This window comes from Streptomyces sp. NPDC041940 (genome assembly GCF_055589465.1).
On the sequence record NZ_JBVJBP010000026.1, the window covers coordinates 1 to 12,087 of the forward strand.

Here is a 12,087-nt window from a genome sequence, read left to right on the forward strand (position 1 = left end):
GTTGATAGGCCGGATATGGAAGCACGGTAACGTGTGGAGTTGACCGGTACTAATAGGCCGAGGGCTTGTCCTCAGTTGCTCGCGTCCACTGTGTTAGTTCTGAGACAACGAACAGTTGTCGGCTTTCGAGCAGAACAAACAATTAAAGAGTGTGCTTGTTCGCTCGAAACCATTAGGGTTTCGGTGGTTATAGCGTAGGGGAAACGCCCGGTTACATTTCGAACCCGGAAGCTAAGCCTTACAGCGCCGATGGTACTGCAGGGGGGACCCTGTGGGAGAGTAGGACGCCGCCGAACAATCTTTGGAAAGGACCCTTGGTCCCAGCGTTCAGCTGGGGCCAAGGGTCCTTTTTTATTTTGCGGTGCGCACCGGGTGGCCGGCTGCGCGAGAATGACTTGCGGTACCGAAGACAGGAGTCACCATGTCCACCAACTCTCCCGACGACCGACCGGAGCGCGACCAGCGGCGACGGGAGGGGGACCGGAGCGACCGCGGCGGTCAGCGCGGGGACCGTGGAGACCGTGGGGGCTTCCGTCGCGACAACAACCGTCGTGACAACGACCGTGGTGGCTTCGGCCGTCGTGAAGGTGACCGAGGCGATCGTGCCGACCGCGGTGAGCGCGGTGGCTTCCGGCGTGACGATCGTCGCGACGACAGCCGTGGTCGTGACGACAACCGTGGCGGTGGGTTCGGCCGGCGCGACGACCGTGACCGGGGACCGCGCAGGGACGACCGCGACCGTGGTGGCTTCCGGCGCGACGACCGCGGTGACCGTCCCGCCTTCCGGCGCGACGACCGTGGAGAGCGCCGCGACGATCGGGACCGTGGTGGCTTCCGGCGTGACGACAGGCGCGATGACCGTCGGGACGACAGGCGCGACGACAGCCGTGGTCGCGACGACAACCGTGGCGGTGGCTACGGCCGGCGCGACGACCGCCGGGGCGATGTCCGTCGTGGAGACGACCGTGGTCCGCGCGGTGGTTTCCGACGTGACGACAGGCGTGACGACCGTCGTGATGGCGACCGTGCTGGGTTCCCGCGGCGCGACGACCGCGGAGAGCGTCGCGACGACCGGGACCGCAACTTCCGTGGTGACGACCGGGACCGTGGCTCCCGTGGTGACGATCGTGACCGCGGCGGGTTCCGGCGTGACGACCGCGGTGGTTTCCGCCGCGATGACAGGCGTGATGACAGGCGCGACGACCGTCGTGACGAGCGCCGTGGGGACGACCGCGGGGAGCGTGGCGGTTTCCGTCGGGACGACGCCGGTCGAGGCGGGCGTGGTGGCTTCCGTCGCGACGACGCTCCGCGCGGCGAGCGGAGCGATTTCCGGCGCGACGACCACCGCGGCGACCGTGGTGATCGCAGCGAGCGTGGCGGCTTCCGTGGGCGCGACGACCGTGCCGGGCGCGACGACCGTGGCGGTCGTGGGCCGCGGCGGGACGATCGCGATCGCGGTTTCCGGCGCGAGGGCGGTGACCGTGACCGTGGTGGTTTCCGTGGGCGCGACGACCGGCGCGACGACCGGCGTGGCGCCGGCCGGTTCCGTGAGGAGCGGGAGCGGGACAGGGAGCCGATCAAGCGGCTGCCGATCCCCGAGGACGTCACCGGCGAAGAGATCGACAAGGACGTACGGCAGGAACTGCAGAGCCTGCCGAAGACGCTCGCGGACGACGTCGCCAGGAACCTGATGATGGTCGCTCGGCTCCTCGACGAGGACCCCGAGGGCGCCTACGGCTACTCGCGAGTCGCGCTGCGGCTGGCGTCGCGTGTCGCCGCCGTGCGTGAGGCCGCCGGGTTCGCCGCGTACGCCAACCAGAAGTACGGCGAGGCGCTGGCCGAGTTCCGGGCCGCCAAGCGGATGACCGGGAACATCGATCTGTGGCCCGTCATGGCCGACTGCGAGCGTGGGCTCGGGCGGCCGGAGAAGGCGCTGGACATGGCCGGCGCCCCCGAGGTGCACAAGCTCGACAAGGCCGGACAGGTCGAGATGCGGCTCGTCGCCGCCGGTGCGCGGCGTGACATGGAGCAGCTGGACGCGGCCATCGTGACGCTGCAGAGCCCCGAGCTGGCCGCCAACTCCGTGCAGCCGTGGACCGCGCGGCTGCGGTACGCGTACGCCGACGCGCTGCTCGCCGCCGGGCGGGAGAGCGAGGCGCGGGAGTGGTTCGCGAAGGCCGTGGAGGCCGACCGGGACGGCAGCACGGACGCGTCGGACCGGCTCGCCGAGCTGGACGGTGTGGAGTTCGTCGACGTCGTCACCGATGACGAGAGCGACACCGACGACGTGAGCGACGGCGGGGACTCCTCCGAGGAGGAGGAGAAGGACTGACGTCCGGTGGAAGGGGGCGGATCCCGGTGGGGATCCGCCCCCTTCTTTTTGTTTCAGAGGTCCAGCGTGCGCAGTACCAGGCCCGATGCCGGCTTCGGGCCGAACGACGTCGACTTGCGCGGCATCGTCACGCCCTGGCGGGCCAGGTCGCGGACGACCTCCTCGCGGACCGGGTGCATCAGGACGGCCGTACCGCCGTCGCGTTCCGCCTTGGCGACCGTGGCGGCCGTGTCGTGGATGTAGGCGATGTGGGCGGGGGAGTCCTCGGGGATGTGCCAGACGTGTTCGAGGAGCGTGGCGTGCAGGACCGTCGCGTCGAGGGTGCGCCAGGCCTCGGGGCGGTCGGCGGGGATCGTACGGGCCAGGAGATCCGGGTCCGGGTGGTCGACGAGATGGAAGGAACCGTCGCCGGCCAGCAGGAACGCGTTGCCCTCGCAGGCCGCGTCCGCCAGAACCTCGAGGGCCTCGGGCAGGGGGGCCACCAGGCGGCGTACCCGGAACAGGCCGTGCAGGGCCGCCACGGCCCGGTCGACCGGCAGGTCGTGGAGGAGACGGTGGATGGCGCGGACCCGGAGGGGGTAGCGGGCCGTGTCGACCAGGAGGACCAGGCCGTGGTCCCACGGGCTGGGGGAGGGGTGTTCCGTGCGGAGCCGGCGGTAGGTCGCCCAGCGGTGGTGGCCGTCGGCGATGAGGGCCTGGTGACGGGCCAGGTCGGTCTGGATCGCGGCCAGGTCGGCGGGCGCGGTCACGGACCACAGGCGGTGGCTGAAACCGTCCTCCGTGGTGGTGGAGAGCAGGGGCGGCCGGTCGGCGGTGCGCTCGATCAGGTCCGCCGTGGCCGTTGTCGGGCCGTCGCCGCGGTAGGTCAGCAGGAGGGGCTCGAGGTTCGCGGAGGTGGCCCGCATCAGGGCCGCGCGGTCGGCGATGATGTGCGGCATGACGTCCTCGTGCGGCAGCACCACCTGCTCGGCGGGGTCCGACACGCGCAGGGCGCCGATGATGCCGCGTTGCAGCATGCCGTCGCCGTCCCGCTGCTCGTAGACGTAGAGGCCGGGTTCCGGGTCGGTGGCCAGGACGCCCTCGGAGAGCCAGCGGTGCAGGGTCTCGGCGGCCTGTTCGTTGCGGGCGCTGGGCGTGGCGGCCTGCGGCAGGATCAGGCGCACGATGTTGTGCGGGTCGGAGGACTCGAGGTGGTGCAGACCGTCGGGGCGCACCACGACGTCGTACGGCGGAGATGTCACGGCGGCAAGGCTGCCGACCCGGTCGGGGTCGTAACGAAGGCCTCGGAACGGGGTGAGTTCCAGGCCTCGGTGCTCCGTTGCCTCCGAGTGACCTGCTGTGTTCATCCCGGCATCGTACGGGTGTCGGTGGCATGGGGGATGATCGGGGGAAAGCCGTCGAACGAGGAGCGATGCGGGATGAGCCGGAGCGTCAGGACGAGGCCCGAGGGCAGTGGGCAGGCCCTGGGCGAGGCGTACGACACGGCGCTGCTCGATCTGGACGGGGTCGTGTACGCGGGCGGGAGCGCGATCGCGTACGCCGTCGAGTCGCTGGCCGAGGCGCGGGCAGGGGGGATGCGGCTCGCGTACGTCACGAACAACGCGCTGCGGACTCCGGACACCGTGGCCGCGCATCTGACCGAGCTGGGGATACCGACGGGCGCGGACGACGTCATCACCTCGGCGCAGGCGGTCGCGCGGCTGATCAGTGAGCAGGTGCCGCGGGGCGCCCGGGTGCTGGTGATCGGCGGGGAGGGGCTGCGGGTGGCGCTGCGCGAGCGCGGGCTCGTGCCCGTCGAGTCGGCGGACGACGATCCGGCGGCGGTGGTGCAGGGGTTCGGCGGGCCCGACCTGCCGTGGGGCCGGTTCGCGGAGGCCAGTTACGCGGTCGCGCGCGGTGTGCCGTGGTTCGCCTCCAACACCGACCTGACGATTCCGAGCGGGCGCGGGATCGCGCCGGGCAACGGCGCGGCGGTGGAGGTCGTCCGGATCGCCACGGGCGCCGAGCCGCAGGTCGCGGGGAAGCCGCTGCCCCCGATGCACCGGGAGACCATCCTGCGGACCGGGGCGAAGCGGCCGCTCGTGGTGGGGGACCGGCTGGACACCGACATCGAGGGCGCGTTCAACGGGGACGTCGACTCGCTGCTCGTCCTGACCGGGGTCACCGACGGTGCGCAGCTGCTGGCCGCGCCGCCGCAGCACCGGCCGACGTTTGTGGACGCCGATCTGCGGGGGATGCTCAGCGGTCAGCCGGACATCGAGGCGCTGGACGGCGGCTTCCGGTGCGGAGGCTGGACGGCGACGGCCGGCGCGGAGGTGCTGGAGCTCGAGGGGGACGGCGGGGCGCTGGACGGGCTGCGCGCGCTGTGTGCGGCGGCGTGGACGGCTGCCGGTGAGGGTGTGTGCGAGCTGGACGGAGGGAAGGCGCTGGCAAAGCTGGGCCTCTGAGCACCGGTTGGGAACCGCCCTGCGCGGGCACGCTACGGCCGTGCGTGGGTCCGAGGGGCCGCGGTCTGGATCCGAAATCGTGATCGAATAGCAGGGTAGGCTAACCTAACCTGCGTGTTGGTCGAGAGTCCCCCGGAACAGCGCGCGGAGACCGCCCCCGCGCCCCCGACTCGACGGGTGGTACGAGCCTTTGGGCTGGTCCTGGCCGTCGCGATCCTGGTGCTCGTCGCGCTGGCGAGTATCGCGATCGGAGCGAAAGAGCTGTCCCTCGGGCAGGTCTGGCACGGTCTGTTCGAGGACTCGGGGACGTACGGCGATGTCGTCGTCGCCGAGCGGATGTCCCGGACCGTGCTGGGGCTGCTCGCCGGGGCCGCCCTCGGTCTGGCCGGCGCGGTCCTGCAGGCGCTCACGCGCAACCCGCTCGCCGATCCCGGACTGCTCGGCATCAACGCCGGAGCATCCGCCGCGGTCGTCACGGCGATCACGTTTCTCGGGGTCACCTCGCTCAATGGGTACGTCTGGTTCGCGTTCTTCGGCGCGGCCGCGGTCGGGGCGCTGGTCTGGTTCCTCGGCGGCAGCCGGGGCGCGACGCCGGTGCGGCTCGCGCTCGCCGGTACGGCGATCAGCGCCGCGCTCTACGGCTACCTCCAGGCCGTGATGATCATGGACGACGCGGCGCTCGGCAAGATGCGGTTCTGGACGGTCGGTTCGCTGTCCTCGGCGACCGACTCGACCATCAGTCAGGTCCTGCCGTTCCTGCTGGCCGGGACGGTCCTGGCGCTGGCCCTGGCCCGGCCGCTCAACGCCATGGCCATGGGCGACGACACCGCCAAGGCGCTCGGCGCCAACCTGAACCGGACCCGGGCACTGTCCATGCTGGCCGCGACCGTGCTGTGCGGGGCCGCGACCGCCGCCTGCGGGCCGATCGTGTTCGTCGGGCTGATGGTGCCGCACGTGGTGCGCTCCTTCACCGGGCCCGACCTGCGCTGGATCCTGCCGTACGCGGCGATCCTGTCGCCCGTGCTGCTGCTCGGCGCCGATGTCGTCGGCCGGATCGTGGCCCGGCCGGCGGAACTCCAGGTGGGCATCGTGACCGCGATCCTCGGCGGACCGGTGTTCATCTATCTCGTACGACGGCGGAGGACGGCGCAGCTGTGAAGACCACCAACCGTGCTGTGAGGTCCCCCGGCGGGCTCTCGATACGCCTGGACGTGCGGGCCTTCGTCGTCGTGCTCCTCCTGCTGGCCGCGGCGCTCACGGCGAGTGTCGTGCTCATCGGCACCGGAGACTTCCCGATCCCGGCCGCCGATGTGCTGCGGACGCTGTTCGGCCAGGGCAACGAAGGCCAGGAGTTCATCGTCAACGAGCTGCGGCTGCCGCGGGTCCTGGTCGGACTGCTGGTCGGCGCCTCGCTCGGACTGGGCGGCGCGCTGTTCCAGTCCATCTCCCGCAATCCGCTGGGCAGTCCGGACGTACTCGGCCTCGGGCAGGGAGCGACGGCCGGCGCGCTCACGATGATCGTGCTGTTCTCCGGGGACGCGAGCCAGATAGCCCTGGGCGCGCTCGTGGGCGGCCTGGTGACCGGGCTCGCGATCTACGTGCTCGCCTGGAAGCGGGGTGTGCACGGCTACCGGCTGGTGCTGGTCGGCATCGGCGTCTCCGCGATCGTCACCGCGGTCAACGGCTATCTGCTCACCAAGTCCGACATCGTGGACGCGGCCCGCGCGGTCGTGTGGATGACCGGTTCGCTCGACGGCCGTGACTGGGACCAGGTGTGGCCGCTGCTCGGGCTGTGCGCCGTGCTCGTGCCGCTCGCCCTCTGCAACGCGCGCGGGCTGCGGATGATGGAGATGGGCGACGACGTGTCGTACGCCCTCGGGGTCCGGGTGGAGCGGGTGCGTCTGCTGCTGATGGTGGCGGCCGTGCTGCTCACCGCGTCCGCGACCGCCGCCGCCGGTCCCGTCAGCTTCGTCGCGCTCACCGCGCCGCAGCTGGCCCGGCGCCTGACCCGTTCGCCCGGCCCGAACCTGCTGCCCTCCCTGTGCATGGGCGCGGCCCTGCTGGTCACCGCCGACTGGCTCTCGCAGCGGGCGTTCGGCGCCGAGCAGCTGCCCGTGGGCGTGGTCACCGGCGTGCTCGGCGGTGTCTATCTGCTGTGGCTGCTGGTCACCGAGCGCAGGGCGGGCCGGATATGAGCAAGAACCAAAGGAGCACTGTGAACCGTCTGTCCGCCGAGAACGTCACCCTCGCCTACGACCAGCGGGTGATCGCCGAGCAGCTGTCGGTGGAGATACCCGACAACTCCTTCACCGTGATCGTCGGCCCCAACGCGTGCGGCAAGTCGACGCTCCTGCGGGCACTGTCGCGGATGCTCAAGCCCAGCGAGGGCCGGGTGCTGCTCGACGGCCAGGTCATCCAGTCGATGCCCGCGAAGAAGGTCGCCCGGACCCTCGGTCTGCTGCCCCAGTCGTCCATCGCGCCCGACGGCATCACCGTCGGCGACTTGGTGGGCCGCGGCCGCTACCCGCACCAGGGAATCCTGCGCCAGTGGTCGGCCGACGACGAGCGCGTCGTCCAGGAGTCCATGCGGCAGACGGGCGTCGCCGAACTCGCCGAGCGCTACGTCGACGAACTCTCGGGCGGTCAGCGCCAGCGGGTGTGGATCGCCATGGCGCTCGCCCAGCAGACCCCGCTGCTGCTGCTCGACGAGCCGACCACGTACCTGGACATCCAGCACCAGATCGACGTACTGGACCTGTGCGCGGAGCTGCACGAGGAGCAGGGGCGCACGCTCGTCGCCGTGCTGCACGACCTGAACCACGCCGCCCGCTACGCCACGCACCTCATCGCCCTGCGGGAGGGGAGCGTCATCGCCGAGGGCGCGCCGAGGGACATCGTCACGGCCGAGCTGGTCGAGGAGGTCTTCGGGCTGCGCTGCCAGGTCATCGACGACCCGGAGACGGGGACGCCGCTGGTGGTGCCGGCGGCGCGGCGGGCACGGGCCGGGGCAGCGGCCGAGAAGGTGGCTACAGAAGCTTCCTGAGCTGGAGCAGATCCCGCACGCCCGCGTGCAGCTTCACCCGGCCCGAACCCCAGGCCTTGGCGAAGCTCAGCTCGCCGTCGACCAGGGCCACCAGGTCGTCGCCGGCCATGGCGAGTCTGATCTCGGCCTTGGCGGGCGGCGGTCCCTGCACGGTCTCGTGCACCTGGATCCGCCCGCCGCGCATGCGGCCGACGAAGGTGACGTCCAGGTCCGTGATGTGGCAGCTCACCGAACGGTCCAGGGACGCGGCGTCGCGGACGTCCCCTTCGGCGCGCTGCATGTTGTCCGAGAGCTTGTCGAGTGCGCTGCGGCACTCCTCGATCGTGGCCATCGCCGACGACGGTACCGCAGCGGTTCGCGGTAGCGTCGGGGCATGCACGACGCAGTTCCCGAAGCGACGCCGGTGCGGGAAGAAACCGAGCCCGAGTACGACCCCGCCGCCCCCGCGCCCCTGAAGGTGCCCCGCACCCCCACGGGCGTGGCCGACGTGGACGCGTCCCTGGACCGGCTGGGCGACGCGGACCACCTCGCCACGGACGGACACATCGAGGTGTACGAGGATGTACACCGAGGGCTGCGCGACGCGCTCACCGCGCTCGACGCCCGCCCGGGACCTCCGGCTCCCGCCCGTCACCCGACCACCACCCCTCAACGAGACCCTTCGGGTCACCCCGCTCGATCGCCGTACGAACACAGGAGCTGAACACACCGTGGCAGGAGTCGCACGCCGCCGTCTCGACGCGGAGCTGGTCCGCCGGAAGCTCGCGCGCTCGCGTGAGCACGCCGGCCAGCTGATCGCCGCTGGGCGCGTCTCCGTCGGCAAGACCGTCGCGACCAAGTCCGCCACGCAGGTGGAGACGGCGGCCGCGATCGTGGTGACCCAGGACGACGGCGATCCCGACTACGTGTCCCGGGGCGGCCACAAGCTCGCCGGCGCGCTGGCGGCGTTCGTGCCGCGGGGGCTGGCCGTCGAGGGCCGCAGGGCGCTCGACGCGGGCGCGTCCACCGGCGGATTCACCGACGTTCTGCTGAGGTCGGGCGCCTCCCACGTCGTCGCCGTGGACGTCGGATACGGACAACTCGCATGGGCCCTCCGAAACGATGAACGCGTCACCGTCAAGGACCGTACGAACGTACGCGAGTTGACGCTTGAAGTGATCGATGGGGAGCCTGTGGATCTTGTCGTGGGGGATCTGTCCTTCATCCCGCTCGGGCTGGTCCTGCCCGCCCTGGTGCGGTGCGTGAAACCGGACGCCGATCTGGTGATGATGGTCAAGCCGCAGTTCGAGGTGGGCAAGGAGCGCCTCGGCAGCGGGGGAGTCGTACGCAGCGTCCAGCTGCGGGCCGAAGCGGTACGGGGGGTGGCCGAGAAGGCCTGGGGACTGGGGCTCGGGGTGAAGGGCGTGACGGCCAGTCCGCTGCCCGGGCCGTCGGGGAATGTCGAATACTTTCTGTGGCTTCGGGCCGGGGCACCGGAACTGGACCCGGCCGATGTCGACCGTGCAGTGGCGGAGGGGCCGCGTTGACCGAGAACCGAGCTCGTACTGTTTTCCTGCTCGCCCACACGGGGCGGCCCGCCGCCGTGCGCAGCGCCGAACTCGTGGTGAAGGGGCTGCTGCGCTCAGGCCTCGGCGTGCGCGTCCTGGCGGCCGAGGCGCGTGACCTGCCGCTGCCGGACGAGGTGGAGCTGGTCAAGGAAGCCACTCCGCAGTGCCTCGACGGGTGCGAGCTGCTCATAGTGCTGGGCGGCGACGGCACGTTGCTGCGCGGTGCCGAGTTCGCGCGGGCGTCGGGCGTGCCGATGCTCGGCGTCAACCTCGGACGGGTCGGGTTCCTCGCGGAGGCCGAGCGGGACGACCTCGACAAGGTCGTCGACCGGGTGGTGACCAAGGCGTACGAGGTCGAGGAGCGGATGACCGTCGACGTCGTGGTGCACCGCAACGGCGACATCGTGCACACGGACTGGGCGCTCAACGAGGCGGCCGTGCAGAAGGTGTCCGCGGAGCGGATGCTGGAGATCGTCCTCGAGATCGACGGGCGGCCCGTCACGGGGTTCGGCTGCGACGGGATCGTGTGCGCGACGCCGACCGGGTCGACCGCGTACGCCTTCTCGGCCGGTGGGCCGGTGGTGTGGCCGGAGGTCGAGGCGCTGCTGATGGTGCCGATCAGCGCGCACGCGTTGTTCGCGAAGCCGCTGGTGACATCGCCGGATTCTGTGTTGGCTGTGGAGGTTCTGCCACACATTCCGCCGGGTGTGCTGTGGTGTGACGGGCGGCGGACCGTGGAGTTGCCCGCGGGGGCCAGGGTGGAGGTCCGGCGGGGCGCTGTGCCGGTTCGGCTGGCCCGGCTGCATCACGCGTCCTTCACGGACCGGTTGGTGGCGAAGTTCGCGCTGCCGGTTTCCGGGTGGCGTGGGGCACCGCACTAGACGTTCCACTCGCGTGGGTGACAAGAGTGGGCCAGTCGCAATCCTTGGCTCGGACCTCGTAAGGTCGTGTCCGTGTTGGAGGAGATGCGGATACGGTCGCTGGGTGTGATCGACGATGCCGTGGTCGAGCTGTCGCCCGGGTTCACCGCTGTCACCGGTGAGACGGGTGCGGGCAAGACCATGGTGGTCACCAGCCTGGGGTTGCTGCTGGGCGGGCGCGCGGACCCGGCGCTCGTGCGGATCGGGGCCGGGAAGGCGGTCGTGGAGGGTCGGATCACCGTCCCGGACGACGCCACGGCCGCGGTACGCGCCGAGGAGGCCGGGGCCGAGCTCGACGACGGTGCCCTGCTGATCAGCCGTACCGTCTCCGCCGAGGGGCGCTCGCGGGCGCACCTGGGCGGGCGTAGCGTGCCCGTGGGGGTGCTCGCCGAGCTCGCCGACGAGCTGGTGGCCGTGCACGGGCAGACCGACCAGCAGGGGCTGCTCAAGCTGTCCCGGCAGCGGCAGGCGCTCGACCGGTACGCGGGCGACGCCGTCGCCGCGCCGCTGGCCAAGTACGGCGAGGCGTACAAGCGGCTGCGGGCCGCCTCCGTCGAGCTCGACGAGATCACCACGCGTGCGCGGGAACGGGCCCAGGAGGCCGACATGCTGCGCTACGGGCTCGACGAGGTCGCCGCCGTCGAGCCCCGGGCCGGTGAGGACGTGGAACTGGCCGAGGAGGCTGAGCGGCTGGGGCACGCCGAGGCGCTGGCGGCCGCCGCGGCGGCCGCACACGCGGCGCTCGCGGGCAATCCGGAGGACCCCGAGGGCGTCGACGCCGGCACGCTCGTCGCGGGCGGCCAGCGGGCCCTGGACGCCGTACGGTCGTACGACCCGGCGCTGGCCGCGCTCGCCGACCGCATCGGGGAGATCGGGATCCTGCTGCGTGACGCGGCGGGGGACCTGGCCGGGTACGCCGACGACCTGGACGCCGATCCGCTGCGGCTGTCGGCCGTCGAGGAGCGGCGGGCCGCGCTCACCGGGCTGACCCGGAAGTACGGCGAGGACATCGCCACCGTGCTGGCCTGGGCCGAGACGAGTGCCGCCCGGCTGACCGAACTCGACGGCGACGACGAGCGGATCGGGGAGCTGACCGCCGAGCGGGACGCGCTGCGGTCCGAGCTGGGCGGGCTCGCTCAGGCTTTGACGGACGCGCGGGCGGAGGCCGCCGAGCGGTTCGCCGCCGCCGTGACCGCCGAGCTGGCCTCGCTCGCCATGCCGCACGCGCGGGTGTCGTTCGACATCCGGCAGACCGAGGACCCGGAGGGCGTCGAGGTCGGCGGCCGTGCGGTCGCTTACGGGCCCGCGGGTGCCGACGAGGTCGAGCTGCTGCTGGCCCCGCACCCGGGCGCGCCGCCGCGGCCGATCGCCAAGGGGGCGTCCGGTGGTGAGCTGTCGCGTGTGATGCTGGCCGTGGAGGTCGTGTTCGCGGGGACGGATCCCGTGCCGACGTATCTCTTCGACGAGGTCGACGCCGGTGTCGGCGGCAAGGCGGCGGTCGAGATCGGCCGGCGGCTCGCACGTCTGGCGAAGACCGCGCAGGTCGTGGTCGTGACCCACCTCCCGCAGGTGGCGGCCTTCGCCGACCGGCAGTTGCTGGTCGAGAAGACCAACGACGGGTCGGTCACCCGTTCCGGCGTGAAGGTGCTGGAGGGGGAGGACCGGGTCCGGGAACTGTCCCGCATGCTCGCCGGCCAGGAGGACTCCGAGACGGCCCGGGCACATGCGGAGGAGCTGCTGGCGACGGCCCGGGCGGACAGGTAGCGGGAGGGCGCACTGGCGTTCGGTCGCAGGGTCG

12 protein-coding genes and 1 rRNA gene are annotated in these 12,087 nt (G+C 71.8%); 11 read left to right on the top strand and 2 right to left on the bottom strand.

Going from position 1 to position 12,087, the window contains the following annotated elements; all coding sequences use genetic code 11:
- The first annotated feature begins 179 nt into the window (after nucleotides 1-179).
- The 3 genes from rrf (at nucleotide 180) to ACZ6I3_RS33250 (ending at nucleotide 2,332) form a co-directional block, all read left to right on the top strand.
- Nucleotides 180-296: ribosomal RNA gene (rrf, locus tag ACZ6I3_RS33240) — 5S ribosomal RNA — on the top strand.
- Between the two features lie 255 nt (nucleotides 297-551).
- On the top strand, nucleotides 552-1,691 hold the full coding sequence (locus tag ACZ6I3_RS33245; RefSeq protein WP_469419921.1) for a hypothetical protein: 1,140 nt from the start codon (nucleotides 552-554) through the stop codon (nucleotides 1,689-1,691).
- The gene (locus ACZ6I3_RS33250; protein ID WP_469419909.1) at nucleotides 1,586-2,332 is read left to right on the top strand and encodes a tetratricopeptide repeat protein; all 747 of its coding nucleotides are present in this window, start codon (nucleotides 1,586-1,588) and stop codon (nucleotides 2,330-2,332) included. The genes ACZ6I3_RS33245 and ACZ6I3_RS33250 overlap by 106 nt, the downstream gene beginning before the upstream one ends.
- A gap of 53 nt (nucleotides 2,333-2,385) precedes the next feature.
- Here the strand turns inward: ACZ6I3_RS33250 and ACZ6I3_RS33255 are convergent, their stop codons facing one another.
- Nucleotides 2,386-3,678: a DUF1015 family protein gene (locus tag ACZ6I3_RS33255; RefSeq protein WP_469419732.1), complete on the bottom strand. Its 1,293-nt coding sequence runs from the start codon at nucleotides 3,676-3,678 to the stop codon at nucleotides 2,386-2,388.
- Between the two features lie 72 nt (nucleotides 3,679-3,750).
- On the opposite strand from ACZ6I3_RS33255, the gene ACZ6I3_RS33260 reads away from it, so the two are divergent.
- The 4 genes from ACZ6I3_RS33260 to ACZ6I3_RS33275 all read left to right on the top strand — a co-directional run bounded on the left by ACZ6I3_RS33260 (nucleotide 3,751) and on the right by ACZ6I3_RS33275 (nucleotide 7,822).
- The gene (locus ACZ6I3_RS33260) at nucleotides 3,751-4,779 is read left to right on the top strand and encodes an HAD hydrolase-like protein (protein ID WP_469419733.1); all 1,029 of its coding nucleotides are present in this window, start codon (nucleotides 3,751-3,753) and stop codon (nucleotides 4,777-4,779) included.
- 114 nt (nucleotides 4,780-4,893) lie between these two features.
- A complete protein-coding gene (locus ACZ6I3_RS33265) occupies nucleotides 4,894-5,937 on the top strand; it encodes a FecCD family ABC transporter permease (protein ID WP_469419735.1) in 1,044 nt (347 codons plus the stop codon).
- Entirely contained in the window at nucleotides 5,934-6,974 is a 1,041-nt protein-coding gene (locus tag ACZ6I3_RS33270; protein WP_469419737.1) for a FecCD family ABC transporter permease, read from the top strand. Before ACZ6I3_RS33265 ends, ACZ6I3_RS33270 begins: the two co-directional genes overlap by 4 nt.
- Complete coding sequence (locus ACZ6I3_RS33275) at nucleotides 6,971-7,822, top strand: ABC transporter ATP-binding protein (RefSeq protein ID WP_469419738.1); 852 nt, start codon at nucleotides 6,971-6,973, stop codon at nucleotides 7,820-7,822. The genes ACZ6I3_RS33270 and ACZ6I3_RS33275 overlap by 4 nt, the downstream gene beginning before the upstream one ends.
- Here ACZ6I3_RS33275 and ACZ6I3_RS33280 read toward each other — a convergent pair.
- On the bottom strand, nucleotides 7,806-8,153 hold the full coding sequence (locus ACZ6I3_RS33280) for a sterol-binding protein (protein ID WP_382832547.1): 348 nt from the start codon (nucleotides 8,151-8,153) through the stop codon (nucleotides 7,806-7,808). The two genes, ACZ6I3_RS33275 and ACZ6I3_RS33280, sit on opposite strands and share 17 nt — an antisense overlap.
- Nucleotides 8,154-8,195: 42 nt before the next feature.
- Here ACZ6I3_RS33280 and ACZ6I3_RS33285 point away from each other — a divergent pair, with 42 nt between their 5' ends.
- From ACZ6I3_RS33285 to recN, 4 genes are all read left to right on the top strand, one after another.
- A complete protein-coding gene (locus tag ACZ6I3_RS33285; RefSeq protein WP_469419739.1) occupies nucleotides 8,196-8,525 on the top strand; it encodes a hypothetical protein in 330 nt (109 codons plus the stop codon).
- Between the two features lie 7 nt (nucleotides 8,526-8,532).
- Nucleotides 8,533-9,348, top strand: a complete 816-nt coding sequence (locus ACZ6I3_RS33290; RefSeq protein ID WP_469419740.1) for a TlyA family RNA methyltransferase — start codon at nucleotides 8,533-8,535, stop codon at nucleotides 9,346-9,348.
- The gene (locus ACZ6I3_RS33295) at nucleotides 9,345-10,250 is read left to right on the top strand and encodes an NAD kinase (protein ID WP_189731107.1); all 906 of its coding nucleotides are present in this window, start codon (nucleotides 9,345-9,347) and stop codon (nucleotides 10,248-10,250) included. Before ACZ6I3_RS33290 ends, ACZ6I3_RS33295 begins: the two co-directional genes overlap by 4 nt.
- Before the next feature lie 84 nt (nucleotides 10,251-10,334).
- A complete protein-coding gene (gene recN, locus ACZ6I3_RS33300; protein WP_469419910.1) occupies nucleotides 10,335-12,053 on the top strand; it encodes a DNA repair protein RecN in 1,719 nt (572 codons plus the stop codon).
- Nucleotides 12,054-12,087 lie beyond the last annotated feature (34 nt).